Below are 23,576 nucleotides of genomic sequence, written 5' to 3' on the forward strand. Positions count from 1 at the left end.
TTCATTGCGCGGCCGGCGCGCCGGCGTCGGCCACGGCCTGTGTGCCGCCGCCCGTGCCGCTGCCGCTGCCGCTGCTGCTGCCATTGCCGGCACCGGCGTCGGCACGCACGGGCAGCGCCTTCGGCTTCACCTGCGCGCCCGGATAGTAGATCCGCTGCACGCCGTCGACCACCACGCGGTCGCCCGCCTGCAGCCCCTTCTCGACGATCCGCTCGCCCTCGAGCTCGCGGCCGATCGTCACGTCGCGCCGCAGCGCCTTGTCGCCGGGGCCGATCACGTACACGTACTTGCGGTCCTGGTCGGTGAGCACGGCCTTGTCGTCGACGAGCAGCGCATCCTGGTCGCGGCCGCTGACGAGCTGCACACGCGCATACAGCCCCGGCGTGAACGTGTGGTCCGCGTTGGTCAGCCGCACGCGCGCGCGGATCGTGCCGGTTTGCGGATCGAGCCGGTTGTCGAGGAAGTCGACGGTGCCCGCGTGCGGGAAAGCCGTCTCGTTCGCAAGACCCACGCGCACCGGATCGGCGCCGATCGCGCGATGCTTCGGATCGGCCCGCCGCGCGTTATAGCGCAGGTAGCTCTGCTCGTCGCAGTCGAAATACACGTAGACCGGATCCTGCGACACGACGGTCGTCAGCAGCGTGTCGTCCGCGCGCGCGAGGTTGCCGGCGGTCGCGACCGCGCGGCCGACGCGGCCCGCGATCGGCGCGCGCACTTCGGTGAAGCCGAGATTGAGTTTGGCATCGGCGACGGCCGCGTCGGCCGCCTGCAGGTCCGCGCGCGCCTGCTCGGCGGTGGCGCGCGCGTTGTCGAGTTCCTCCTGGGAAGTTGCATGCGCATCGATCAGCGTCTGCACGCGCTTGAGCTGTACGTTCGCAAGGCTCGCGGCCGCGCGAGCCCGCTGCTGCTGCGCGTTCGCGCGGTCGAGCGCGATCCGGTACGGTCGCGGGTCGATCTCGAACAGCAACGCGCCCTGCGCGACGAGGTCGCCCTCCTTGTAGGCAACGCGCTGCAGATAGCCGCTCACGCGCGGCCGCAGTTCGACTGCGTCGACCGCTTCGACGCGACCGTTGAATTCGTCAGCGAGGCGGACCGTACGCGGCGCGACGGTTGCGACGCCGACTTCGGGAGGGGGATAGGCTGACGCTGCACCTTTGCCGTCGTGACAGCCCGACAACGCCAGCAGCAATGCGCAAGTGGCGCCGAAAGGCGACGTCCTGCGTAGGGATAAGGAGAACATGATGCCTCGCGACGGGTTAAACTGCCGCGTAGCATAAAAGTTGAAGTTAACTTCAAGTCAAGCTTTTCCCGGAGAACGCCATGGGTACCCCGGAAGAACCGAAATGGCCGCTGATGTCGATCCGCGAAGTGGCCGCGCGCAGCGGCGTACCGGCGTCGACGCTGCGGTTCTACGAGACGCGTGGGCTCATCAAGTCGCACCGGAACGGCTCGAGCCACCGTCACTATTCGCGCGCGGTGCTGCGGCTGATCGCGTTCATCGTGTTCGCGCAGAAGATCGGCTATTCGCTCGACGAGATCGCCGAGCAGCTCGTCAGCCTCCCCGAGGACACCGCGCCGAGCAACAAGGACTGGCAGCGACTGTCGCGCGGCTGGAAGCAGCGCGTCGCGAGCCGGATCGAGGAGCTGCAGCGGCTCTACATCAACCTCGACGAATGCATCGGCTGCGGCTGCCTGTCGCTGAAGCGCTGCAAGCTGACCAACCCGGAAGACCGCGCGGGCCGCAACGGGCCCGGCGCAAGGCGCTGGCTCGGCGACAAGCCGCCTACGGACGTCGAATGATGCGTGGGCAGGGAACGGCGCGTAATGGCGCGCGGAACGCTGTGAGCGAACCGGGTCTGGTTGCCGCGACATGACCGCGCGCATCGTGCGCGCGGCGCTCAGTCGCCGATGATGTTGAGCGCGGCGGCGAGCACGGCCTGCTTGAACGCGTCCCGCTGCGTCGGCAGCGACGTGAACGCCAGCATCATGTGGCTGTACGACACCGTCGTGCCGATCGCGCTCGCGATCATGAAGAACAGCACGTTCGGATCGACCGGGCGAATCGCGCCAGCCTCGACCGCGTCCGCCAGCAGCGGAAACATCGCATCGTGATAAGGACGCACGATCCGCTCCTGCAGCCGGTCGAGCCGCCCGCCCACCTCGGTCGCCGCGGTCGAGAAGAACATGCCGATGTCGGGCTCGTCGAATTCGTGATCGACGCACAGCTCGAGCGCGCGCCGCACGCGGTCGCGATGCGGCAGTGACGACGTGCGCAACGCACGCAGCGCGTCGAACATCGGCGTCGCCAGGTCGACGATCTGCTCGACGACGGCCAGCCACAACGTTTCCTTCGTACCGAAATGATGGGCGATCAGCGCCGCGTCGACGCCCAGCTCGCGCGCGACCTCGCGCACGCTCGTCGCGTCGTAGCCGCGCTTCGCGAACGTGCGGCGCGCGGCCCGCAGTATCACGTCCGGACCGACGGACGCGCCCGCCAGCGGCCGCCCGCGCGTACGCCGCTTCGACGGCGCGCGCTCAGTGACTTCAGCCACGTTTTCCTGCTCCCTTGAATGGTTCGAATGCCCGTGTTCGGGCCCCGGTTTCACGTCACCGGAACCGGGTTGCCTGCCCCGCTCCGTTGACACGCGAAGCCGGGAAGCGCTAGGATCATACCTTATTCATCATGTGATGATTTATTCATGACAACCCCTACACGCATCGTCATCGTCGGCGGCGGGATCGCCGGACTGCAGCTCGCGACCCGCCTGGGCGAGCGCCTCGGCCGGTCCGGGCGCGCGCAGGTCACCGTCGTCGACCGCAGTCCGACGCATATCTGGAAGCCGATGCTGCACACGATCGCGGCCGGCACGCGCGACGTCCAGCAGCAACAGGTGATCTTCCTCGCCCATGCACGCGACCACGGCTACACGTACCAGCCCGGCGAACTGAAGGGGCTCGATCGTGCGCGCCGCCGCGTGCAGCTCGGCGAGATCCGCTCGCAGGACGGCGACGTGGTGATCGAGGCCCGCGAACTCGAATACGACGTGCTGATCCTCGCGCTCGGCAGCCAGGCCAACGATTTCGGCGTGCCCGGCGTGCGCGAGCACTGCTACTTCATCGACAGCCAGCAGCAGGCCGAGACCTTCAACGAAGCGTTGCGGATGCGCGTGTTCCGCAGCATCGCGCGCGACGAGCCGTTTCGCGTCGCGATCGTCGGCGCGGGCGCGACGGGCGTGGAACTCGCGGCGGAGCTGAGCCGGTTGCTGGAAGTGGCGCAGGCCTATGGCGACGCGACGGTGCGCGAACGGCTGCAGCTGACGCTGCTCGAAAGCGGCCCGCGCATCCTCGCCGCGTTTCCGCCGCGGATTTCCGCGTCGGCGCAGCGGCGGCTCGAACAGATCGGCTTTCACGTGCTGACGTCGACGCGCGTCACGTCGGCCGACGCGAACGGCTTCCACTACGGCGACGGTTCGTATGCCGAAGCAGACCTGATGGTCTGGGCGGCCGGCGTGAAGGCGCCCGATTTCATGCAGGCGCTCGGTGGGCTCGACACGAACCGCGCGAACCAGATCGTCGTCGGACCCACGCTGCAGGCCACGGGCGACGAGCACGTGTTCGCGATCGGCGATTGCGCGAGCCTGCTGCCCGACGGTCACGAACGGCCGCTGCCGCCGACCGCGCAGGTCGCGACGCAGCAGGCCGAGCATCTCGCGAAGCACCTGCCCGCGTGGCTCGACGGCAAGCCGATGCCGCCGTTCGCGTTCCACGATTTCGGTGCGCTGGTGTCGATCAGCGACTACGACGCGTTCGGCACGCTCGGGCAATTCGGGTTCTTCCGCGGCGGCTTCATCCAGGGGCGTTTCGCGCAGTTCAGCCACCTGATGCTCTACCGGCGGCACCAGCAGGCGCTGCACGGTTTCTCCAAGGCGACCCTGCTGTGGATCGCCGAACGGATCAACGGCTGCGTGCAGCCGCGCATCCGCCTGTCGTGATGCCGCGCATCGCGGTGTCGCGTAACGTTTCGAGGACAACAGACATGAACGACAGTGCAGCGCCCTGGCTCATGACCGTCGCCGCGATCGGCGGCAGCTTCGACATGCCGTCCTTATCGTGGGGCACGCGGCGGCGCAGCGTCACGCGCGACCGGCTGCCGTCGTGGGACGCGACGAGCCGGCCGACCATCAGCGTGCTCGAGCGGCCCACGGCCGACACCGCGATGATTTCGTGGTGCGATGCGTGCACCGGGCACTACGGCTACCAGAAATGGCGGCTGTTCACGACGCGCAAGCGCGGCACCTGCGCGCTGTCGGGGCGGCCGATCGGGATCGGCGACAGCGTCTATGCGCCGCAATTGCTCGGCTCGACGCCGGGCAACGCCGCCGCGATGGTGCTGGCGGCGTGCATCGACGAAGCCTGCACCGCTCGAGGTCAGCTCGACGCAGCCTGACCGGCGCCGTAGGCCGGATCGTTGTTCTGCCGTTCCAGTTCGGCATCGAGATGCGCGGCATGCACCTCCGCCTCTGCTTCCGACATCAGTTCGCCTTCCCACTTCGCGACCACCGCGCTGGCGATCGAGTTGCCCACCGCATTCGTGGCCGAGCGGCCCATGTCGAGGAACGTGTCGACGCCGAGAATCAGCAGCAGCCCGGCTTCCGGGATGTTGAACTGGTGCAGCGTCGCCGCGATCACGACGAGCGATGCGCGCGGCACGCCGGCCATCCCCTTCGACGTCAGCATCAGGATCAGCAGCATCGTGACCTGCGTGCCGAGCGACAGATGGATGTTGTAGGCCTGCGCGATGAACAGCGACGCGAACGTGCAGTACATCATCGAGCCGTCGAGGTTGAACGAATAGCCCATCGGCATCACGAAGCTCGCGATCTTGCGCCGCACGCCGAAACGGTCGAGCGCGTCGAGGATCTTCGGATACGCGGCCTCGGAGCTCGCGGTCGCGAACGACAGCATGAACGCTTCCTTGATCAGCAGGAGCAGCTTGAACACGCGGCGGCCGAGGAACAGCAGCCCGGCGGCGACGAGCGTGGCCCACAGCAGCACGAGGCTCACGTAGAAGTCGCCCATGAACACCGCGAACTTCAGCAGGATCGACAGCCCGTTGATCGCGACGGTCGACGCCATCGCCGCCATCACCGCGAGCGGCGCGAGCTTCATCACGTAGCCGGTGATCTTGAGCATCACGTGCGACAACTGGTCGATCGCGGCGACGAGGATCTTGCCGCGCTCGCCGAGCGCCGCCAGCGCAACGCCGAAGAACAGCGAGAACACGACGATCTGCAGGATCTCGTTGTTCGCCATCGCCTCGGCGAACGACTTCGGCACCATGTGGCCGACGAAATCCTTCAGCGTGAACTTGGACGTCGCGAGATGCGCGGACGCACCGATGTCCGGCAGCGGCAGGCCGAGGTTCTCGCCGGGCCGCAGCAGGTTCGCCATCAGCAGCCCGAGCAGCAGCGAGATCAGCGACGCGGTGACGAACCAGCCGAGCGCCTTCACGAACACGCGCCCGACGGACGACGCATCGCCCATGTGCGCAATGCCGACGACGAGCGTCGAGAACACCAGCGGGCCGATCACCATCTTGATCAGCCGCAGGAACACATCGGACACGAGCGAGATGTAGCCGGCGATTTCCGCGGCCGACTGCTTGTCGGGAAGCTGCGTGAAGATCAGGTAGCCGATGAAGATGCCGGCCGCCATCGCGAGCAGGATCCAGCCTGCCGCAGACATTCGTTTGTTCATAACGGGATTCGTCGCACGGTGAAGGGGTTGACGGATGAAAGGTGCGTGTCAGGGCACGTGTGTGGCAAGCCGGTCGTACGCGCAATGCCACGCACAGGCGCCGATCGTGCTTGCGGATGTCCGCGAACGGACGCGCTGCCGCCGTCGCGGCCTTCGCGGAAACGCGAATGCGGGCGGCGGCGGTTCAGCATGATGCGATCGGGTCAGTAGCCGATCGCCGATCCGGCCGGACGGCGCGGATCGTTGTAGCCGTAGATGAAGCCGACACGCACGTTGCCGGACACGGACGAATCGTTCCCGGAACTCTGGCGGCTCGCCGCTTCGGTGCCCGGCAGGCCGACCATGATCAGCTCGGCCGCGCCCCACGGCGTCTGCTCGACCATCTTGTAGCCCATGTTGCGCAGGATCGCGAGCGTGTCGGGCGACAGGCCGTAGGTTTCGTAATAGACCTCGTCGGGCAGCCACTGATGATGGATGCGCGGCGCGGCGACCGCGTCCTGCGGCGTCATCCCGTAGTCGATCACGTTCAGTACGGTCTGCAGCGTGATCGTGATGATGCGCGACCCGCCCGGCGAACCGACCACCATGAACACCTTGCCGTCCTTCGTCACGATGGTCGGCGCCATCGACGACAGCGGGCGCTTGCCCGGCGCGATCGAGTTGCGCGTGCCCTGCACGAGGCCGAACAGGTTCTGCACGCCGACCTTCGTGGTGAAGTCGTCCATCTCGTCGTTCAGGAAGAAGCCCGTGCCCGGCGCGATGACCACGGCGCCGAAGCGGCCGTTGACCGTATAGGTCGTCGATACCGCATTGCCGTCGTGGTCGACGATCGAGTAATGCGTCGTCTCCGGCTTCTCGTGCACGCCGACGCCGGGCTGCACGTCGACCGACGGCGTCGCCGTGTCGGCATGGATGCTCTTGCGGATTTGCGCCGCGTATTCCTTGCTCGTCAGCTTCGCGACCGGATTGTCGATGAAGTTCGGATCGCCGAGCAGCGTGTTGCGATCCTCGTACGCGTGCCGCATCGCTTCGGTCATGTAGTGGACCGACGCCGCGGAGTGATAGCCCAGCTTGCGCAGGTCATACCCTTCGAGGATGTTCAGCGTCTCGCACATCGTCACGCCGCCCGAACTCGGCGGCGGCGCCGACACGAACTCGTAGCCGCGGTACGTGCACTTCAGCGGGGCCATGTCGTCGGCCCGGTAGGACGCGAAATCGGCCGCCGTGATCAGGCCGCCCGCCTGCTTCGACGCCGCCTCGACGATCTTCGGAATCTCGCCGTGATAGAACGCGTCGGGCCCCTGCGCCGCGATCCGCTCCAGCGTACGGGCCAGATCCTTCTGCACCAGGCGGTCGCCCGGCTGCAGCGGCGTGCCGTCGGGCCGCAGGAAGATGCGCGCCGCATCCGGGTCCTTCTTGAAGCGGTCGATCGTCGTGTCGAGGATGTCCGTATCGCCGCGCGTCAGGATGAAGCCGTCGCGCGCGAGTCGGATCGCGGGTGCCATCACCTGCTTGCGCGTCAGCTTGCCGTATTTGCGCTGCGCGAGATCGAGGCCGGCGACCGTGCCCGGCACGCCGACGGCGCGATAGCCGTACAGGCTTTCGCCCGGGCGCACGTTGCCCGACGCGTCGAGGTACATGTTCGCCGTGGCCGCGGCCGGCGCGGTCTCGCGGAAATTGATGAAGCGATCGCGGCCGTCGGCCAGATGCACGGTCATGAAGCCGCCGCCGCCGATGTTGCCGCAGCACGGATTGGTCACCGCCTGCGCATAACCGACCGCCACCGCCGCGTCCACCGCGTTGCCGCCATGCTTCAGGATGTCGACGCCGATCTGCGATGCGAAGTGCTGCGACGACACGACCATGCCGTTCTTCGCTTCAACCGCGGGGTCCGAAGCGGCGAACGCGCACACGCTCAAAGCCGACAACAGGGTGAGTACGACGAGCCGCCTCATGCGGAATCCTCCAGACAAATAACCGGGCCATGCCGGGATGCGCCGCCGCGTCATCGCGTGCCAACGCTGCCGATCCGGCATGTAATAAACGGTACATTCCGGCGAGGCCGCGATCATAGCACTCGCTTTTTTTCGCCAAAACCTAGGGTTACTACTGAATTTCGTAGCGAATACGAGCGAAAACGCTTCCGGGGAAATGTTCATTTCATTACATCGATGAAGGGACCGCATGGCCGAGTGATACGTCCCTCTAATTTCGGCCCGCGCGCGTCTCGCCGCACGTCGATCGGCTAACATGCGTGGAGTCCCGGCAGACGCACGTCTGCCGTTTGTCATTCAGATAAGAGAGCTGGAGTGCCCGATGGGGACGAGCATCAGGGCGTTGCTGTTATCCCAGATGGATAGCTTCACGCCGTCGGAACAAAAGGTTGCGCACGCGTTGCTGGATCGCTATCCGAGCCTCGGCCTCGGGCCGATCGCGAGCTTCGCGAAGCAGGCTGAAGTCAGCGATCCGACCGTGTTCCGCTTTGTCGGCCGGATCGGCTTTCCGAATTACTCGTCGTTCCAGCAGGCGCTGTACGACGAGATCGACACGGCGATGAATTCGCCGCTCGCGCGAATGGATGCGTTCCATTCGGAAACGGGCCTGCGCGACAGCCATTCGGCGATTTTCCAGCGGCTGTCAGAATCGCTCGCGGCCACGATCGAAGGGCTCGACGCAGCCGCGTTCGACGCAGCCGTGGCGTTGCTGGCCGATCCGGACGTCCGCATTTTCTGCGGCGGCGGGCGCTACACGGCGCCGCTCGCATCGCTGTTTTCGTTCACGCTGGCCTATGCGCGCCCGCACGTGCAGTACGTCGAACCGAACGTGAATCTCGCGTCGGTCGCACTGACCGACATGGGGCGCAACGACGTACTCGTCATCTTCGACTTTCGCCGCTACCAGAAGGACAGCATCCGCTTCGCGCAGGCCGCGCACCGGCTCGGCACGCGGATCCTGCTGATCACCGACGAATGGATGTCGCCGATCGGCAAGTTCGCGGAGATCGTGCTGCGGATCCACGGGCGCCCGTTCGCGATGCTGCAGACCAATGTGCCGGCGCTGGCGCTCGCGGAAGCGCTCGTGATCGGCGTGACGAACCGGCTGCCGGAGCTGGCGCGGCAGCGGATGGAAAAGATCGAGCATCTCAATACCGGGGGGATCGATCTGGACGCCAACCAGCGCGATTTGCCCGAATGACGATCGCTCGCCATTCGGGTGCGGGCGTCAGCTCTCGACATCCTCGAGACTGAACACCTCGGTCTTGTCGTTATACGAAAAGACTTCGCCGTAACGCCCCCAGTCGATCACCGCGTCGAGCGTTTCCTCGGCCGCTTCGTCCGACAGGAAATCTTCCAGCTCCTGCTCGAAGCGCACGCGCGGCGCACGATGGCCCGGGCGCTCGTTCAGCACCTTCTTGATCCGTGCGGCGAGCGGCACGTGCTTCAGCAGGTGATCCGCGAACATCAGCTTGCGCTCCTGCGTGCCGAATTCCGCGAACACGCGCGCGGGCGGCGTCAGAAATACGTCGCCTTCCCGCACGTCCGCGAAACCGAGGTACTGCAGCACTTCGGCGATCGGAAACAGTTCGTCGACTTCCAGATGCAGCGTGCGCGCGATTTCCGGCATGTCGGCACGGCCATGGTACGGCGCCATCGCGAGCGTTTCGATCAGGCCGGCCATCAGGTTGGTCGACACCTGCGGCAGCCAGCTGCCGAGCTCGAGCCCCTTCTTCGTCGCCTCGCCGGTCTGGCGGGCCGTCATCTTCGCGTAGATGTCGTCGACGAGCTTGCGGAAATCGGTGTCGAGACGGTTGCGCGGGTGCTTGAACGGCACCTTGATCTCGGCGATCACGCGGCCCGGATTCGACGACAGCACGAGGATCCGGTCGCACATGAACACGGCTTCCTCGATGTTGTGCGTGACGATCAGCACCGACTTGATCGGCATCCGCCCTTGCGTCCACAGGTCGAGCAGGTCGGTACGCAGCGTCTCGGCCGTCAGCACGTCGAGCGCCGAGAACGGCTCGTCCATCAGCAGGATCGTCGGATCGACGACGAGCGCGCGCGCAAAGCCCACGCGTTGGCGCATGCCGCCCGACAGCTCACGCGGGTACGCGTTCTCGAAGCCGTCGAGACCGATCAGGTCGATCGCGGCCAGCGCGCGCTCGCGCCGCTCGCGCGCGCCGACGCCGAGCGCCTCGAGGCCGGCCTCCACGTTCTGCAGCACGGTGAGCCACGGGAACAGCGCGAAGGTCTGGAACACCATCGCGACGCCTTCGGCCGGGCCGCGCAGCGGCTGGCCGAGGTAGGTCACTTCACCGCCGGTCGGCTCGATCAGCCCGGCGATGATTCGCAGCAGCGTCGACTTGCCCGAGCCGGAGCGGCCAAGCAGCCCGACGATTTCGCCTTCGCGCAGCGACAGGTTCGCGTCGTCGAGCACGAGCAGTTCGCCCTGCGACTTGTTGAAGCCGCGGTTCACATGCTCGACGCGCAGGATTTCTTCGCCGAGGCGCGGCGGCTGCAGCGGCTGGGATGTCTTGACAGGGGCGTTGATAACGGTCGAATTTTGCATCGCGCTTACTCTCAATCGAGACGGAGCCGGGATTCCGCATAGGCGTACATCGGACGCCACAGCAGACGGTTGAACAAGGTAACGAACAGGGACATCACCGCGATGCCCAGGATGATCTTCGGAAAGTCGCCGGCGGCAGTCATCTGCGCGATGTACGCGCCGAGGCCGTGCGCGACGACCTTCGTGTCGCCCCACTGCACGAACTCGGACACGATGCTCGCGTTCCACGCGCCGCCCGACGCGGTGATCGCACCCGTCACGTAGTACGGGAAGATGCCGGGCAGGACCGCCTGCCGCCACCACTGCCAGCCGCGGATGCGGAAATTCTTCGTCGCTTCCTTGTAGTCGTTCGGATAGGACATCGCGCCGGCGATCACGTTGAACAGGATGTACCACTGCGTGCCGAGCACGATCAGCGGCGACAGCCAGATGTCGGCATTCAGGTGGAAGTGGACAATCACGATCACGAACACCGGGAACAGCAGGTTGGCCGGGAACGCGGCAAGGAACTGCGCGAGCGGCTGGATCTTCTCGGCCAGCGCGGGGCGCAGCCCGATCAGCACGCCGAGCGGCACCCAGATCACCGACGCGATCGCGATCAGCACCATCACGCGCAGCAGCGTGATGAGCCCGAGCACGAGCACGTGCCCGACTTCGCCCATCGTCACACCGGTCGCGACGAAGCTGACGACGCGCCACACGACGTACACCGTCAGCACGACCACGAACACGCCCCACACGATGTCGCCGATGCGCGACGAGCCGCGTGCCGACGCACTGCGCGACCGTACTCCCTTCAGCGACGGCACGCGCAGCGGAATCCGCGCGGCCTGCGACAGCAGCCAGCCGGCCGGCACGAGCAACTGATGAATCAGGTGCGTGCGGCGCATCATGTCGAGCAGCCACGATTGCGGCGCATCGCCCGACGCGGTGTTCTCCATCCGGAACTTGTCGGCCCACGCGACGAGCGGGCGGAACAGGAACTGGTCGTACGCCAGGATCACGACCGACATCGCGACGATCACCCAGCCGACCGCGCCGATATTCTTCGCCGAGATCGCCTGCGCCAGATACGCGCCGATCCCCGGCAGCGTGATCGTCTGGTTGCCGACGGTGATCGCCTCCGACGCGACGACGAAGAACCAGCCGCCCGACATCGACATCATCATGTTCCAGATCAGGCCCGGCATCGAGAACGGCACATCGAGCTTCCAGAAGCGCTGCCACGGCGTCAGGTGAAAGCCGCGCGACACTTCGCTCAGGTCGCGCGGCACCGTGCGCAGCGACTGGTAGAAGCTGAACGTCATGTTCCATGCCTGGCTCGTGAAGATCGCGAAGATCGCCGCAAGCTCCGCGCCGAGCACGCGGCCCGGGAACAGCGCGAGGAAGAACGTGACCGTGAACGAGATATAGCCGAGCACCGGCACCGACTGCAGGATGTCGAGGATCGGGATCAGCACCATGCCCGCACGGCGGCTTTTCGCGGCGAGCGTGCCATAGACGAGCGTGAACACGAGCGACGCGACCATCGCGGCCAGCATCCGCAGCGTGGTGCGCAACGCGTATTCGGGCAAGTTCGACGGATCGAGCGAGATCTTCTGCGTCTGCAGCACGCCGATCGGCGCCATCGTCTGATGGAAGCCGACGATCGCCATCGCCAGCAGGCAGATGATCAGCGGAAACGCAACGGCATCCCAGCGGTTGGGGAGCACGCGCCACGCCGAGGCGTGCGCAGTGCGGTTCGGATCGAAACTGATATCCATCGGTAGCGTCTTGTGTCGGATTGAAATTCGATGGGACCGGCCGCGTGCCGCGCGACCGGGCGTTGCGTCGGCCAACGCCGGTCAGAACAGCCCGCGCAGCGCCCGGTACAGGACTGCCGACAGCGCGATCGACGCGGGCAGCGTCAGCACCCGCGCGAGCATGAGGTTGCGCACCGTGTCCCAGCGCAGGCTATAGACGATGCCGCAGGCAATGATCAGAAAAAACAGCGCGAAGCTGAGGGTACGGGTGCGCTGGCTGGCCGCGCCGCTGGTTTCCGTTGCCGCGAGATTCGGCATGAAGGGGGCTCCGGAGAGGTGACTCGGTGTCGCAGGCTATCGGGCGGCCATGACGCAAATGTGACGTATCGATTACAGGACATTAACAAGTCATCGTTCGGCATCCCGACGGCCGCCTTGCGCGTCCGCCGGCACCGGTGGCCGAATTCACGCATCGCGGGAATAAAACCGTCGCTGCGCCGGTATGGCACACGAAGGCGCCGGTTTATTCCAGGACGATCCGGCCGTCCCGTTTCGTCATACGATTGCGAGGCTCCCATGTCTTCATCGAATCCCACCCGCCCGTCGCGCCGCAAGGCCCTGCAATGCATGGCCTTCGGCGGCCTCGGCACGCTGTTTACGCTGTCGGGCGGCATCCTGACGCCGTTCGACCTCGCGCTCGCGCAAACCGGCGACGCACGCCCGGCCGACGCGGGCCGGCCGCTGTTCGTGCAGATCAGCGACACGCACATCGGCTTCAACAAGGACGCCAATCCCGACGTGTCGGCCACGCTGCGGCAGACGATCGAACTCGTCAACGGGATGCCGGCGATGCCCGCGCTGACCATCCATACCGGCGACATCACGCACCTGTCCAAGCCGGAGGAATTCGACCACGCGTCGCAACTGCTGTCCGCGCTGCGCGTGTCGGAACTGCATACGGTGCCCGGCGAGCACGACGTCACCGACGGTTCGGGCGCCGAATATTTCAGCCGGTTCGGCAAGGCGTCGGACAACCGCGGCTATTACAGCTTCGATCATGCGGGCGTGCACTTCATCGGCCTCGTCAACGTGATGCATTTCAAGCCGAACGGGCTCGGCAGCTTCGGCGACGACCAGCTCGCGTGGCTCGCGCAGGATCTGAAGGGCCGCTCGTCGAGCACACCGATCGTCGTGTTCTCGCACATGCCGATGTGGACCATCTACGAGCCGTGGGGCTGGGGCACCGGCGATGCGCCGCAGACGATGGCGCTGCTGCGCCGCTTCGGCTCGGTCACCGTGCTGAACGGGCACATCCACCAGATCGTGTCGAAGGTCGAGGGCAACGTGACGTTCCACACGGCGCGTTCCACCGCATTCCCGCAGCCGACGGCCGGCAACGGCCCGGGCCCCGTGCCGCTCACGGTGCCGCGCGACCAGTTGCCGAAGATGCTCGGCGTGACGACGGTGGAGTTCGCCGGGCACCCGGCCGCGTCGGCGCTGCACGACGCGACGCTGGCCTGATAGACATAAGGAGACCGACATGACCCGCTTCAAGCAACCAAAAATCATCGCGGCGCTGATCCTGTGCGCGGCCGCCGCCGGCACGCCGCTCGCCGCGTTCGCGCAGGGCCCGGACGGCCCGCTGGTCACGATCCGCAACTTCATGTTTTCGCCGATGTCGACCACGATCAAGGCCGGCACGACGATCACGTGGAAGAACCTCGACGCGGAGCCGCACACCGTCGTCAACGACGCCGGCATCTTTCATTCGAAGGCGCTCGACCAGGACGAGACGTACTCGTTCCGCTTCGACAAGCCGGGCGTCTACAAGGTGTTCTGCGGGATTCATCCGTACATGAAGGAGACGATCACCGTCGAATGAAGCGGCCCGCCACGAAACGCGCGGACGAACTGCGGGCGGCGGCCGCCTACAATGGTCATCGTCCCATTCGCCCGCGTGGCAAACGGAGCCGCCCATGCCCAGGATCGACCTCCGCACCGTGCCCGAACGCCGCGGCAGCGGCTATCCGCGGCCGTTCGACGCGCCGTGCGCGCAGCGCATCCGCCAGCGCCTCGGCGACGCCGGCGGGTTGCGCGATTTCGGCGTCAACCTGATGCGCGTGCCGCCGGGCGGCTGGTCGAGCCAGCGCCACTGGCATTCCGCCGAAGACGAATTCGTGTACGTGCTCGAAGGCGAACTCGTGATGATCGAGGACGGCGGCGAGACCGTGCTGCGCGCGGGCGACTGCGCGGCGTTTCCGAAAGGCTCCGGCAACGGCCATCACCTCGTCAACCGGTCGAACGCGGTCGCCGTCTATCTCGAGGTGGGCTCGCGCTCGCCGGACGACGTGATCACCTGCCCCGACATCGACATGATGAGCCCGAGCAGCGACGGCCGGTTCCTGCACAAGGACGGCACACCGTACCCGGACGCGTGACGCCCGCCGTACGGCGGCGCATGCCTGCCGATGCGCGTGGCAATGCCGATCCCCCGCCGCCGATCGCCTACACTGAATCGAACTGTTCGGATCCGACCCACTGTCACACGCAGCGAGGCAAGCCATGACCGCGAGCCAGCCGGCACGAATGGATCTCCCCGGGCAAGTCGTGCTCGTGCTTCAGGGCGGCGGCGCACTGGGTGCGTACCAGCTCGGCGTCTTCCAGGCGATGGACGAAGCCGGCATCCGGCCCGACTGGGTGGTCGGCACGTCGATCGGCGCGATCAACGCCGCGCTGATCGCCGGGAATCCGCCGGAGCGGCGCTACGAGAAGATGCTGACGTTCTGGCAGCGCGTGACCGAACGGACCCGCTTCGACGTGCCCGCGCTGCTGCCCGGCTGGGACAAGATGCTGGCCGAGCTGACGATCATCGGCGGCGGCATCGCGGGATTCTTCCAGCCCAATCCGGCATCGTGGCTCGGCCCAATGGTCCGCCTCGGCGTCGATCGCGCGTCGTACTACCGGATCGCGCCGCTGCGCGACACGCTCGCGTCGCTGATCGATCCCGGCCTGCTGAACGCGGGCCGCCCGCGCCTGACCGTCAGCGCGGTCAATGCGTGCACGGGCACGATGCGCTATTTCGATTCGCGCGACACGCACCTGGGAATCGACCACATCATGAGCTCGGGCGCGCTGCCGCCCGCGTTCCCGGCGATACGGATCGACGGCGAGCCGTACTGGGACGGCGGCGTGTATTCGAATACGCCGGTCGAGGTCGTGCTCGACGACAATCCGCGCCGGAGCTCGATCATCTTCTCGGTGCAGATGTGGAATCCGGCCGGCCCCGAGCCCGAGAGCATCTGGCAGGTGTCGGAACGTCAGAAGGACATCCAGTACGCGAGCCGCACCGACAGCCACATCGCGCGCCAGCAGCAGATCCACCGGCTGCGCCACGTGATCCGCGAACTGGTCCGGCACGTGCCGGAAGCCGAACGCGCGTCGCCGGCCGTGCGCCGGCTCGCCGCGTGGGGGTGCGAAACCACGATGCACCTGATCAAGCTCGCGGCACCGCGACTCGACGGCGACAATCAGTTGAAGGACATCGATTTCACGCCGGCCGGCATCGCGGCGCGCCGGCAGGCCGGCTACGACGCTGCGAGACGGGCCATCGCCGCCCGTCCGTGGGACCTGCCGATGGACCCGACGGAAGGATTGACGGTATTCGATCCGGACGCGCCGCCGGTTGGGGAAAAAACGGCATGACGTGCGGCGTCGCAACCGCCTGTCGATCGCCCCGGCGCGATCAGGTGCGCGCGGCCCGGAGGTGGGCGCGGCCGGCATCGCTCACGTTGACCTCCGCGATGCCACCGGGTACATGGTGCCGGACCACGTAGCCGCGCGCGCAGGCTTCCTCCCACACCGGCAGGCGCGGGCACGACGTGCGCCATGCGTCGATCACCTCGTCATAAGGCCGCGCACGTGGCCCGATCCATTCGAGCAGGTCGAGGATCAACGGCTCGATCGTCGCCGTTTCGCGCAGGCGTTCAGCCAGCGCGTCGACGCCCGGCTCGTGACCGTTCCAGATCGTGACCGCATGACAGTCCAACTTGCGAAAGCTCCGCAGCGTGCGGAGCGTGTCGAAGTAATCGTCGAGGATCGTGATGTTCATGGAGCGCTCCTGGCAACGCCGTCATCCTGAACCGTGAGCCCCAGCTTGGGAAATGAATTTATCTTGTCGATTCCTGCATTTTCCTGATCGATCCATTGTCGCCGCGCCTATCGCACGCGCGCTCACTGCCCCGCCGCGCGCACGACCGGCGCCGTTTCGGCGACGACCGGACACGATTGCGGCAACGCCTGGCCGAACAGTACGGCCAGCCCGCAAGCGGACGTGAACATGCCGAGATTGTCGTGCCCGACGCCCGGCACTTCGACGACCTGCTGCGCGAGATCGTCCGGGTGCCGCTTCTTCAGGTAATCGAAATACGCGAGCCCGCGCGCGAGCCGGTAGGGGCCTTGCGCCATCGCCGCGCACGAGCGGTCGATGAAATGCGTATACGGGTTCGTGTCGGCCTGCCCGAGCAGGTACACGACGTGGCGCGCGACGTAGCGCGTTTCGAGTTCGCGCACGTCCTGCGACGCGACGTAAGGCGGCGCCGACTTCAGCCCGTATTTCCATTGCGTCGCGCGCGGGCAGGCGCCGCCCGCGATTGCCTGCGCGTCCGGCCGTTCGTCGTCAAAATACAGGTAGCTCGATGGGTTCGCGACCACATAGCGCACGGCAATGCCGGCCTGCACCAGCGCATCGCCTTCGTGCCCGGCCACCGCGTAGCGCTGCAGCAATTGCGCGCCGGCCGAATGACCGATCACGACCACGGTCGACAGCGCGGGGTACAGGCTGCGATCGGCGAAATGCGCAAGCAACGCATCGAGCGCGGCGAACGAACTGACCGGGCCCGGCTGGCGCGCCGGCTCGCCGCCCTTCCATCCTTCCTGGGTCCAGGCCAGCGTCTGCGCGGGCAGCGAAAACGCGCGCGTGTCGGCGCGCGTCAGGAACTGCGGAGCGACGACCATCGTGCCCTGCCCGGCCGTGCCGGCCTTCTCGACGACCTTGAGCCCCGACGCATAGTACGCGTCGGCATTGCGCAGCGTGCCGTGAATCACGATGAAGACGCGCGTGACGTCGGGCGCGGCCGTGTCGAGCGGATGATCGGCATAGACGGGCAGCACCGCGCTGCCTTGCGGCGTATCGACCGCCACGCGCTGGTCGGCCGCGGCCTTGACCGGGGCCTCGAGACGTTCGCGCTGCGTGGCGGCGTCGGCCGGACACGCGCCGCCCAGCATGCCGATTGCGGCACCGGCGGCCGCGAGCGGAATCGCGCACGACAGGGTTCGGGCGGCCGGCAGCACGCGAGAGAGCCGGATTCTTGCAAAGGCGACGGAAATGAGTGACATGGCGACGGACCTGGTTGCGGGTATGACTTTAACGGCGATGGACGCAGAATCCGTCGCGCGCTGCCGATCCGTTGCGGAAAGCGGTTCAGTCGAATACCTGTTTCGCATCGGTGCGCTGAGTCTCGCACTCATGTTCAGCGCTTCGCCCCCGGCTGCCATGTTCGGAATGGCGTATCCGCGTGATCCGGCACGATACGCAGCGTCGCATGAAGCTGCTGTATCGTAACGGCGTCCAATATTCCCGTGATGTGTCAGATGACTCCGCTCTTTCGCAATCCAGCCTTCTATCAGTTGCTTGCCGACAGCCATGCCCGACTGCTCGGTCGCCCGCTCGTGCCGGCCACCATTCCCGAGAATGACGCAACCGAGTGGCTCTACGAGAGCGCGCCGTTCGCAGTGCTTGCACACAATACCGACCCCGATCCGCTTTTTATCTATGCCAACAAGGCCGCGCAGCGCCGATTCGGATATGGCTGGGATGAAATCACCCGGCTTCCGTCCCGGCTCTCTGCCGAAGCTCCGAATCGCGAGGAACGGCAGCAATTCCTCGCACGCGTACAGCGGCTTGGTTACGAGACCGGTTACAAAGGGGTTCGCATCACGAAATCCGGCCAGCGCTTCATGATCGAGGAAGCAACACTGTGGCAACTTCTCGATACGGACGGCAGATTGCACGGCCAGGCAGTCGTCATTCCCCGTACACGCGACATCTGATTGCATTACTCGCGGTCCGCGCGAGACAACGCAAAGCCGGAATTGGTTGCGTCCGCCAACTGTAGAAGGAGCGCCTGCGGTAGCCATGCGTGCAGTGCCGGTCAACCTCGCACGACGATAGCGAATCGCCTTAGTCGACAGCTATCAACCCCATAGCCAGCAGTGCTTTCAAACATATCGTCAAATTACGATATATGATTCGCCCATCGACGATACCCGTCTGCCCGACCGAAAACACCTGCTCCATCCATGCCGACCGAAATCGACATCGACGCGATCCTTAAAGCGCTGTCCAACCCCGTGCGCCGTGAAATTCTCAACTGGCTGAAAACGCCGGGCGAGCATTTTCCGGCGCAGACGCTGCCGTACGATCACGGCGTCTGCGCGGGACAGATCGACGCGCGCTGCGGGCTGTCGCAGTCGACCGTCTCCGCGCACCTCGCGACGCTGCAGCGCGCGGGGCTCGTGACGTCGACGCGGATCGGCCAGTGGGCGTTCTTCCGGCGCAACGAGGCCGTCATCGACGCATTTCACGACGCTTTGCGCCGCGATCTCTAGCCAACCGGCCGTATCGGCCACGCGGGCCCGCGTTGCGCATGACGCGATGGCGCGCCCGCCTTTCGAGAAGAGGTTATCTGTCATGCCCACGCTGTTCGATCCCGTTACCCTCGGTGAACTGACTCTGCCGAACCGCATCGTGATGGCACCGCTCACCCGCTCCCGTGCGGGCGCGACGCGCGTACCGAACGCACTGATGGCCCGCTATTACGCCGAACGCGCGTCGGCCGGCCTGATCATTACCGAGGCAACCTCGGTCACGCCGCAGGGCGTCGGCTACGCGGACACGCCCGGTATCTGGTCCGATGAGCAGGTCGAAGGCTGGAAGCAGGTGACGCAGGCCGTACACGCGGCCGGCGGGCGCATCGTGCTGCAACTCTGGCACGTCGGCCGGATCTCCGATCCGGTGTTCCTGAACGGCGACCTGCCGGTCGCGCCGAGCGCGATCGCCGCGGGCGGGCACGTGAGCCTCGTGCGCCCGCAGCGTCCGTACGTGACGCCGCGCGCACTCGAACTCGACGAAATTCCGGGCATCGTCGCCGCGTACCGAAAGGGTGCCGAAAACGCGAAGGCGGCCGGCTTCGACGGCGTCGAGATCCACGGCGCGAACGGCTACCTGCTCGACCAGTTCCTGCAGGACAGCACCAATCGCCGCACCGATGCCTACGGCGGCCCGATCGAGAACCGCGCGCGCCTGCTGCTCGAAGTGGTCGACGCGGCGGTCGACGTGTGGGGCGCCGGCCGTGTCGGCGTGCACCTCGCGCCGCGCGGCGACGCGCACACGATGGGCGATTCCGATCCGGCGGCAACGTTCGGCTATGTCGCGCGCGAACTCGGCCGCCGCAAGATCGCGTTCATCTTCACGCGCGAATCGTATTCGGGCGACCACTTGAGCCCGCGCCTGAAGGAAGCGTTCGGCGGCCCGCTGATCGCGAACGAGCAGTTCACGCCCGACACCGCGCAGGCCGCACTCGCTAGCGGCAGCGCCGACGCGATCGCATGGGGCAAGCTGTTCATCGCGAACCCCGACCTGCCGCGCCGCCTCGAACTCGGCGCACCGCTGAACAAGCCGGTGCCGGAGACGTTCTACGCGGAAGGCGAAACGGGCTACACCGACTACCCGGCGCTGAGCGACGCGGCCTGACGGCCGGGCAGCACGTGTTCAGGCGCGCACGTCCGCACGCATGAACACGCGCTGCGTCTCGTCGAGCCCGCGCGCGACGTGATGCGCGCGGACCGCGCGCAACGTATCGTCGAGCGACGCGTCGTCGATGATCAGGAAACCGAGGCGCGTGTAGTACGGCGCATTCCACGGCGCGTCGCGGAACGTCGACAGCACGACCTGCGCGATACCCTGCTGCACCGCGCGCGCCGTCACCTGTTCGATCAGGCGCGCGCCGATCCGCTGTCCGGCATGCGACGGCGCGACATCCAGTTCCTCCAGATACAGCCGCTGCGCATCGAGCAGCCGGTAGAACGCAAACCCGACGCACGTGCCCTGCGCATCGACCGCGACAATCGCGCGGCCGCCGTCGATGCGTGCGAGCACGTCGGTCGTATCGGTCGGCTCGCCATCGGCGATGTCGGTCATGCCGATCTCGCGAAACCGCTGCGCGGCGGCGACTTCCACGGCAGCCATCGCGGCCGCGTCTTCCCGCGTGGCGGGACGGATCAGGATCGATGGAGTCATGACGGCAATTCAGGCAGTCTGGAACGGCCGTCACTATAATCGAAACTTCATACGTTTCGAATGCCCATCCACGAGGTCCGTCATGACGTTGTCCGCGCTTGCCGTCTTCGCCTTCGCCCTGCTCGTCACCGCCGGCACGCCCGGCCCGAGCGTCGCCGCGCTCGTCGCGCGCGTGCTGACGAACGGCGTGCGAGACGTGCTGCCGTTCCTCGCGGCGATGTGGCTCGGCGAAGCACTGTGGCTCACGCTCGCGGTCGCCGGGCTGTCCGCGTTCGCACGCACGTTCGAGACGGGCCTGATCGTGCTGAAACTGCTCGGCGTCGCATACCTGCTGTTCCTCGCGTGGAAGATGTGGACCGCACCGACCGGGACGGGCGCGGACGACCTGCCGCGCGGCCAGTCGCCGTGGCGCATGTTCGTCGCGGGCATGCTGGTCACGCTTGGCAATCCGAAGATCATGCTGTTCTATCTTGCGCTGCTGCCGACCATCGTCGATCTGACGCACGTGGGCGTTCTCGCGTGGGCCGAACTGGTCGGCACGATGCTCGCGGTGCTGATCCTCGCCGACTGCTTCTGGTCGCTGCTCGCGGTGCGTGCGCGGGCGTTCCTGACGTCGGCGCGCGCGAAGCGGATCGCGAATCGCACGAGCGCGGCCGCGATGGCGGGTGCGGCGGTGGCGATCGCGACGCGGTGATACGGTATCGCGGCGTTGTCGTGGAATCCGGCCATGCCTGATGTACGGGGACACGACCTCCGTGAGCGCGGATTTCCCCCCCGGTCACGCAGGCGCTTCCTCAAGCGTCGATTGTCGGCGAGCCATGCCACCAGCACGACGACAGCCGCGGCGATCGGGCTGGTTCGTTCAGAACGGCCGTCGCTCAACCTGGTAGTACCGGGCGCTCAGGTCTTTCCGTTCAATCCTGGCTTTTCGCGGACCAATACATAGAGACACATCTTCGGTGAAGCCCCCCTCGGACCGTTCCCGCATGCCAATTTCTGACCACTGTTGGTGTCTGTGAAGCCGGTCCTGAAAAAATCGATGGCCTCTTGTTCCATGAGATCGAAAGCGTTACTCACATTGATGGCATCTTCCTCGTATACCGGAACCATCCATGTGTAATCGGGCTTGTTGACTTGGTGATCCTTCAGCCGGGCTTCCTTATTGCTGGTGACGCCGATATAGAACATGTCGTATTTTTTTTGTCTGGCGAAATGACTCAACACCTGTTGCAAGTGAAAGACCACAACGCCGTATTGCATGACGCCCTTGGTACCGGCACCCCGGTGAACAATGTCCCTGTTCAGCGCAAGTTTCTTATGCTCCGGGTAAAGTTTCAAAACCATGATTGACCTCCACGAGTGATGAAGCTTCAATAGGCTGAAACTATCGTTCATTCGGTCAAAGTCTGGATGACTAAAAGTCTCGCGACCCTCAAGCTTCGGGAAGCCGGCCGGATGAATACTCATAAGAATGCACGAGTCACGTATTTGCGTCGACAGGAAATGAACCAGGGCATGATCAATTGCGATCCACGTGCTCCTGACTAGGGGCGCTTCTTCCACCGTTTGAAGAATGAGTGCTCTTTTGCCCTGGAGGCAACAAGCACTCGATGAAGAACAGACGCTCCATCGTCGGCGCGACACGTTCGGCGGCATGGATCCGGCCGACGCACGTCGGCTCGGCGGCCCGCCGCGCACCCGACGCCGCTCGAATCGATCCCGCCCGGATCGGCTTCTTCGATTTTTCGCGCGGCGGCTATACGGGCCTCGTGCTGGCCGGTGCCAATCCGGATTTCGTGCACGCGCGGGTGGCCTGCCCGGACCCGACCTGGCTGATCTGCAAGCAAATCCGCGACCATGACCTGCCACGCCAGCCGCTGACGCACGATCCGCGCATCAAGGCCTACGTGCTCGCCGACCCGCTCGACGAATTCCCGAGCGCCGACACGCTGAAAGATATACATGCGCCGATCCAGCTATGGGCATCCGAATCGGGCGGCGACGGCGTGGAGCCGGAAACGATCCCCGCGCTGGCTGGCTTGCTGCCGCAGCGGCCGGAATTCCACGTCGTTCCGAACACCGCGCATTTCGCGTTTGTCGCGCCGTGTTCCGACGCATTGAAACAAATTGCGCCGCGGATTTGCACCGACGCAAACGGATTCGATCGCGCCGCTTTTCACCGAGCGCTCGACGCAAAGGCGCTCGCGTTCTTCACCGCGAAGCTCCGCTAACAGCGAAACGCCTTGCGCCAGACGGCCGGCGCCCGCGCATGGTCGTTGCACTCGATCAGCGCGCGCACCAGCGCCCAGTCGTCGTCATCGCAGAAATCAAGCAGCATCGCACCGCACGGGCCGCGCTGCTCACGCAATCGTTCGGCCAGCCGCGCATGAATGCCCTGCACCCGGCCGTCGCCATGCGCGACCGTCGACGGATTCGCGCCCATCCCCGTCCCGCTGCAGAAGTTGATCGCCCAGCGGCCGCTTTCCGGTGTCGGCAGATGCGTGAGCAGCGCGTCGATCGCGCGCCACTTCCAGTCGATCGAAGCAGCCACTGGCACGCGGTATTCGTCCTGGATCACGAACGCACCGTCGGGATGATCGATCGTGAACGTCGCGTTGTCGGGCCACGCGGTCAGGTCGATGCCGAGCGGCCGGCCGCTGCGAAAGCGCCGCAGCAGCACGACCGCGCCGCGCACGTCGCCGAGCGCGGGCAACGTGCTGCCGGCATGCCAGCGCAGCCGCGGGTGGCGCGCGCGATGCGCGTCGAACGTCGCATCGAAGCCGCGCGTGCACGCATGCGCCGGCCATTCGTCCTTCACCGACATCACGATGCATTCGCGCGGATGCGCATCGAGAAAGCGCGTGCAGGTTGCCAGCACGTCGTCGAACGTCATGCCGAGCGCAACGCCGCCGTGATGAATGTCGAACGCATCGCGCACGTGCCGGCAGCGGATGTCGAGCAGCCGCACGCCGTGCGCGAGCTGCGCATCGAGCGGCGCGCGCTGCGTGCGAACGAGCCGATCGTCGACCGTATACGCACAGGTGTCATGGCTGCCCGGTAGGGTCAGCGTATGCAGCAGCCGCGCATCGTCGAGCGCCGACATCCAGTCGGCGGGCGGCGGGCGCGTATCGTGGCTCGAACGGATCATGATC

Annotated in this window: 25 protein-coding genes and 1 pseudogene; 14 read left to right on the forward strand and 12 right to left on the reverse strand. The window is 66.2% G+C overall.

Annotation, left to right across the window (positions count from 1 at the left end; translation table 11 throughout):
• Window position 1: 1 nt before the first annotated feature.
• On the reverse strand, window positions 2–1,240 hold the full coding sequence (locus FPJ27_RS13325) for an efflux RND transporter periplasmic adaptor subunit (protein ID WP_204421431.1): 1,239 nt from the start codon (window positions 1,238–1,240) through the stop codon (window positions 2–4).
• Between the two features lie 80 nt (window positions 1,241–1,320).
• On the opposite strand from FPJ27_RS13325, the gene soxR reads away from it, so the two are divergent.
• The gene (soxR, locus tag FPJ27_RS13330) at window positions 1,321–1,800 is read left to right on the forward strand and encodes a redox-sensitive transcriptional activator SoxR (protein ID WP_034180419.1); all 480 of its coding nucleotides are present in this window, start codon (window positions 1,321–1,323) and stop codon (window positions 1,798–1,800) included.
• Window positions 1,801–1,898: 98 nt separating this feature from the next.
• Here the strand turns inward: soxR and FPJ27_RS13335 are convergent, their stop codons facing one another.
• Window positions 1,899–2,552, reverse strand: coding sequence for a TetR/AcrR family transcriptional regulator (locus tag FPJ27_RS13335; protein WP_204421432.1), 654 nt, complete (start codon window positions 2,550–2,552; stop codon window positions 1,899–1,901).
• A gap of 147 nt (window positions 2,553–2,699) precedes the next feature.
• Here FPJ27_RS13335 and FPJ27_RS13340 point away from each other — a divergent pair, with 147 nt between their 5' ends.
• The gene (locus tag FPJ27_RS13340) at window positions 2,700–3,992 is read left to right on the forward strand and encodes an NAD(P)/FAD-dependent oxidoreductase (protein ID WP_105392037.1); all 1,293 of its coding nucleotides are present in this window, start codon (window positions 2,700–2,702) and stop codon (window positions 3,990–3,992) included.
• Window positions 3,993–4,036: 44 nt separating this feature from the next.
• Window positions 4,037–4,447: a DUF3331 domain-containing protein gene (locus FPJ27_RS13345; RefSeq protein ID WP_204421433.1), complete on the forward strand. Its 411-nt coding sequence runs from the start codon at window positions 4,037–4,039 to the stop codon at window positions 4,445–4,447.
• Here FPJ27_RS13345 and FPJ27_RS13350 read toward each other — a convergent pair.
• Both FPJ27_RS13350 and ggt read right to left on the reverse strand, forming a co-directional pair.
• Window positions 4,429–5,757, reverse strand: coding sequence for a dicarboxylate/amino acid:cation symporter (locus tag FPJ27_RS13350; RefSeq protein ID WP_204421434.1), 1,329 nt, complete (start codon window positions 5,755–5,757; stop codon window positions 4,429–4,431). The two genes, FPJ27_RS13345 and FPJ27_RS13350, sit on opposite strands and share 19 nt — an antisense overlap.
• Before the next feature lie 203 nt (window positions 5,758–5,960).
• Window positions 5,961–7,712 carry a gamma-glutamyltransferase gene (gene ggt, locus FPJ27_RS13355; RefSeq protein WP_204421435.1) on the reverse strand — a complete coding sequence of 584 codons (1,752 nt, stop codon included), beginning with the start codon at window positions 7,710–7,712 and terminating at the stop codon, window positions 5,961–5,963.
• Between the two features lie 361 nt (window positions 7,713–8,073).
• Between ggt and FPJ27_RS13360 the strand changes: the two genes are divergently transcribed.
• On the forward strand, window positions 8,074–8,952 hold the full coding sequence (locus FPJ27_RS13360) for a MurR/RpiR family transcriptional regulator (protein ID WP_072442456.1): 879 nt from the start codon (window positions 8,074–8,076) through the stop codon (window positions 8,950–8,952).
• Window positions 8,953–8,979: 27 nt separating this feature from the next.
• Here the strand turns inward: FPJ27_RS13360 and FPJ27_RS13365 are convergent, their stop codons facing one another.
• The 3 genes from FPJ27_RS13365 to FPJ27_RS13375 all read right to left on the reverse strand — a co-directional run bounded on the left by FPJ27_RS13365 (window position 8,980) and on the right by FPJ27_RS13375 (window position 12,386).
• Window positions 8,980–10,326, reverse strand: coding sequence for a nitrate/sulfonate/bicarbonate ABC transporter ATP-binding protein (locus FPJ27_RS13365; RefSeq protein WP_204421436.1), 1,347 nt, complete (start codon window positions 10,324–10,326; stop codon window positions 8,980–8,982).
• A gap of 11 nt (window positions 10,327–10,337) precedes the next feature.
• Window positions 10,338–12,089 carry an ABC transporter permease subunit gene (locus FPJ27_RS13370; protein WP_072442454.1) on the reverse strand — a complete coding sequence of 584 codons (1,752 nt, stop codon included), beginning with the start codon at window positions 12,087–12,089 and terminating at the stop codon, window positions 10,338–10,340.
• A gap of 81 nt (window positions 12,090–12,170) precedes the next feature.
• On the reverse strand, window positions 12,171–12,386 hold the full coding sequence (locus FPJ27_RS13375) for a hypothetical protein (RefSeq protein ID WP_072442453.1): 216 nt from the start codon (window positions 12,384–12,386) through the stop codon (window positions 12,171–12,173).
• 258 nt (window positions 12,387–12,644) lie between these two features.
• On the opposite strand from FPJ27_RS13375, the gene FPJ27_RS13380 reads away from it, so the two are divergent.
• The 4 genes from FPJ27_RS13380 to FPJ27_RS13395 all read left to right on the forward strand — a co-directional run bounded on the left by FPJ27_RS13380 (window position 12,645) and on the right by FPJ27_RS13395 (window position 15,770).
• Complete coding sequence (locus tag FPJ27_RS13380; RefSeq protein ID WP_204421437.1) at window positions 12,645–13,589, forward strand: metallophosphoesterase; 945 nt, start codon at window positions 12,645–12,647, stop codon at window positions 13,587–13,589.
• 19 nt (window positions 13,590–13,608) lie between these two features.
• A complete protein-coding gene (locus FPJ27_RS13385; protein WP_072442450.1) occupies window positions 13,609–13,950 on the forward strand; it encodes a cupredoxin family copper-binding protein in 342 nt (113 codons plus the stop codon).
• A 94-nt stretch (window positions 13,951–14,044) separates the two neighbouring features.
• The gene (locus FPJ27_RS13390) at window positions 14,045–14,506 is read left to right on the forward strand and encodes a cupin domain-containing protein (RefSeq protein WP_204421438.1); all 462 of its coding nucleotides are present in this window, start codon (window positions 14,045–14,047) and stop codon (window positions 14,504–14,506) included.
• 124 nt (window positions 14,507–14,630) lie between these two features.
• Window positions 14,631–15,770 (forward strand): patatin-like phospholipase family protein, encoded by a 1,140-nt coding sequence (locus tag FPJ27_RS13395; protein WP_072442446.1) that lies wholly within the window; start codon window positions 14,631–14,633, stop codon window positions 15,768–15,770.
• Between the two features lie 40 nt (window positions 15,771–15,810).
• On the opposite strand, the gene FPJ27_RS13400 is transcribed toward FPJ27_RS13395, so the two are convergent.
• Together FPJ27_RS13400 and FPJ27_RS13405 are read right to left on the reverse strand one after the other, a co-directional pair.
• Entirely contained in the window at window positions 15,811–16,176 is a 366-nt protein-coding gene (locus tag FPJ27_RS13400) for a 3-phosphoglycerate dehydrogenase (RefSeq protein WP_204421439.1), read from the reverse strand.
• A 122-nt stretch (window positions 16,177–16,298) separates the two neighbouring features.
• A complete protein-coding gene (locus FPJ27_RS13405; RefSeq protein ID WP_204421440.1) occupies window positions 16,299–17,462 on the reverse strand; it encodes an alpha/beta fold hydrolase in 1,164 nt (387 codons plus the stop codon).
• On the opposite strand from FPJ27_RS13405, the gene FPJ27_RS13410 reads away from it, so the two are divergent.
• The 4 genes from FPJ27_RS13410 (at window position 17,461) to FPJ27_RS13425 (ending at window position 19,878) form a co-directional block, all read left to right on the forward strand.
• Window positions 17,461–17,688, forward strand: a complete 228-nt coding sequence (locus FPJ27_RS13410; RefSeq protein ID WP_204421441.1) for a hypothetical protein — start codon at window positions 17,461–17,463, stop codon at window positions 17,686–17,688. The genes FPJ27_RS13405 and FPJ27_RS13410 overlap by 2 nt on opposite strands.
• A gap of 29 nt (window positions 17,689–17,717) precedes the next feature.
• A complete protein-coding gene (locus tag FPJ27_RS13415; protein WP_072442523.1) occupies window positions 17,718–18,176 on the forward strand; it encodes an MEKHLA domain-containing protein in 459 nt (152 codons plus the stop codon).
• Window positions 18,177–18,425: 249 nt separating this feature from the next.
• Window positions 18,426–18,734 (forward strand): helix-turn-helix transcriptional regulator, encoded by a 309-nt coding sequence (locus FPJ27_RS13420; protein ID WP_034180436.1) that lies wholly within the window; start codon window positions 18,426–18,428, stop codon window positions 18,732–18,734.
• Window positions 18,735–18,816: 82 nt separating this feature from the next.
• Entirely contained in the window at window positions 18,817–19,878 is a 1,062-nt protein-coding gene (locus FPJ27_RS13425) for an alkene reductase (RefSeq protein WP_204421442.1), read from the forward strand.
• Between the two features lie 18 nt (window positions 19,879–19,896).
• On the opposite strand, the gene FPJ27_RS13430 is transcribed toward FPJ27_RS13425, so the two are convergent.
• Entirely contained in the window at window positions 19,897–20,424 is a 528-nt protein-coding gene (locus tag FPJ27_RS13430) for a GNAT family N-acetyltransferase (RefSeq protein ID WP_072442440.1), read from the reverse strand.
• An 82-nt stretch (window positions 20,425–20,506) separates the two neighbouring features.
• On the opposite strand from FPJ27_RS13430, the gene FPJ27_RS13435 reads away from it, so the two are divergent.
• Window positions 20,507–21,118: a LysE family translocator gene (locus tag FPJ27_RS13435; protein WP_204421443.1), complete on the forward strand. Its 612-nt coding sequence runs from the start codon at window positions 20,507–20,509 to the stop codon at window positions 21,116–21,118.
• Between the two features lie 206 nt (window positions 21,119–21,324).
• Here FPJ27_RS13435 and FPJ27_RS13440 read toward each other — a convergent pair whose 3' ends face one another.
• The gene (locus FPJ27_RS13440) at window positions 21,325–21,768 is read right to left on the reverse strand and encodes a hypothetical protein (protein WP_072442521.1); all 444 of its coding nucleotides are present in this window, start codon (window positions 21,766–21,768) and stop codon (window positions 21,325–21,327) included.
• A 350-nt stretch (window positions 21,769–22,118) separates the two neighbouring features.
• Between FPJ27_RS13440 and FPJ27_RS13445 the strand changes: the two are divergent.
• Window positions 22,119–22,655: pseudogene (locus FPJ27_RS13445) on the forward strand (dienelactone hydrolase); the annotation flags it as partial.
• Here FPJ27_RS13445 and FPJ27_RS13450 read toward each other — a convergent pair.
• Entirely contained in the window at window positions 22,652–23,572 is a 921-nt protein-coding gene (locus tag FPJ27_RS13450; protein ID WP_204421444.1) for a phosphatidylinositol-specific phospholipase C, read from the reverse strand. The pseudogene FPJ27_RS13445 and the gene FPJ27_RS13450 overlap by 4 nt on opposite strands.
• Between the last annotated feature and the right edge of the window lie 4 nt (window positions 23,573–23,576).

It is taken from the genome of Burkholderia sp. MS455 (assembly GCF_016899445.1).
GTDB lineage: Bacteria > Pseudomonadota > Gammaproteobacteria > Burkholderiales > Burkholderiaceae > Burkholderia > Burkholderia pyrrocinia_C.

Bases quoted from the DNA above. Each gene is read 5' to 3' on its own strand.
- soxR (WP_034180419.1), top strand. From the start codon at position 1,321: ATGGGTACCCCGGAAGAACCGAAATGGCCGCTGATGTCGATCCGCGAA.
- FPJ27_RS13425 (WP_204421442.1), top strand. From the start codon at position 18,817: ATGCCCACGCTGTTCGATCCCGTTACCCTCGGTGAACTGACTCTGCCG.
- FPJ27_RS13430 (WP_072442440.1), bottom strand. From the start codon at position 20,424: ATGACTCCATCGATCCTGATCCGTCCCGCCACGCGGGAAGACGCGGCC.
- FPJ27_RS13325 (WP_204421431.1), bottom strand. From the start codon at position 1,240: ATGTTCTCCTTATCCCTACGCAGGACGTCGCCTTTCGGCGCCACTTGC.
- FPJ27_RS13380 (WP_204421437.1), top strand. From the start codon at position 12,645: ATGTCTTCATCGAATCCCACCCGCCCGTCGCGCCGCAAGGCCCTGCAA.
- FPJ27_RS13350 (WP_204421434.1), bottom strand. From the start codon at position 5,757: ATGAACAAACGAATGTCTGCGGCAGGCTGGATCCTGCTCGCGATGGCG.
- FPJ27_RS13400 (WP_204421439.1), bottom strand. From the start codon at position 16,176: ATGAACATCACGATCCTCGACGATTACTTCGACACGCTCCGCACGCTG.
- FPJ27_RS13385 (WP_072442450.1), top strand. From the start codon at position 13,609: ATGACCCGCTTCAAGCAACCAAAAATCATCGCGGCGCTGATCCTGTGC.
- FPJ27_RS13360 (WP_072442456.1), top strand. From the start codon at position 8,074: ATGGGGACGAGCATCAGGGCGTTGCTGTTATCCCAGATGGATAGCTTC.
- FPJ27_RS13390 (WP_204421438.1), top strand. From the start codon at position 14,045: ATGCCCAGGATCGACCTCCGCACCGTGCCCGAACGCCGCGGCAGCGGC.
- FPJ27_RS13345 (WP_204421433.1), top strand. From the start codon at position 4,037: ATGAACGACAGTGCAGCGCCCTGGCTCATGACCGTCGCCGCGATCGGC.
- FPJ27_RS13365 (WP_204421436.1), bottom strand. From the start codon at position 10,326: ATGCAAAATTCGACCGTTATCAACGCCCCTGTCAAGACATCCCAGCCG.
- FPJ27_RS13410 (WP_204421441.1), top strand. From the start codon at position 17,461: ATGGCGACGGACCTGGTTGCGGGTATGACTTTAACGGCGATGGACGCA.
- FPJ27_RS13440 (WP_072442521.1), bottom strand. From the start codon at position 21,768: ATGGTTTTGAAACTTTACCCGGAGCATAAGAAACTTGCGCTGAACAGG.
- ggt (WP_204421435.1), bottom strand. From the start codon at position 7,712: ATGAGGCGGCTCGTCGTACTCACCCTGTTGTCGGCTTTGAGCGTGTGC.
- FPJ27_RS13415 (WP_072442523.1), top strand. From the start codon at position 17,718: ATGACTCCGCTCTTTCGCAATCCAGCCTTCTATCAGTTGCTTGCCGAC.
- FPJ27_RS13340 (WP_105392037.1), top strand. From the start codon at position 2,700: ATGACAACCCCTACACGCATCGTCATCGTCGGCGGCGGGATCGCCGGA.
- FPJ27_RS13395 (WP_072442446.1), top strand. From the start codon at position 14,631: ATGACCGCGAGCCAGCCGGCACGAATGGATCTCCCCGGGCAAGTCGTG.
- FPJ27_RS13375 (WP_072442453.1), bottom strand. From the start codon at position 12,386: ATGCCGAATCTCGCGGCAACGGAAACCAGCGGCGCGGCCAGCCAGCGC.
- FPJ27_RS13405 (WP_204421440.1), bottom strand. From the start codon at position 17,462: ATGTCACTCATTTCCGTCGCCTTTGCAAGAATCCGGCTCTCTCGCGTG.
- FPJ27_RS13435 (WP_204421443.1), top strand. From the start codon at position 20,507: ATGACGTTGTCCGCGCTTGCCGTCTTCGCCTTCGCCCTGCTCGTCACC.
- FPJ27_RS13420 (WP_034180436.1), top strand. From the start codon at position 18,426: ATGCCGACCGAAATCGACATCGACGCGATCCTTAAAGCGCTGTCCAAC.
- FPJ27_RS13450 (WP_204421444.1), bottom strand. From the start codon at position 23,572: ATGATCCGTTCGAGCCACGATACGCGCCCGCCGCCCGCCGACTGGATG.
- FPJ27_RS13370 (WP_072442454.1), bottom strand. From the start codon at position 12,089: ATGGATATCAGTTTCGATCCGAACCGCACTGCGCACGCCTCGGCGTGG.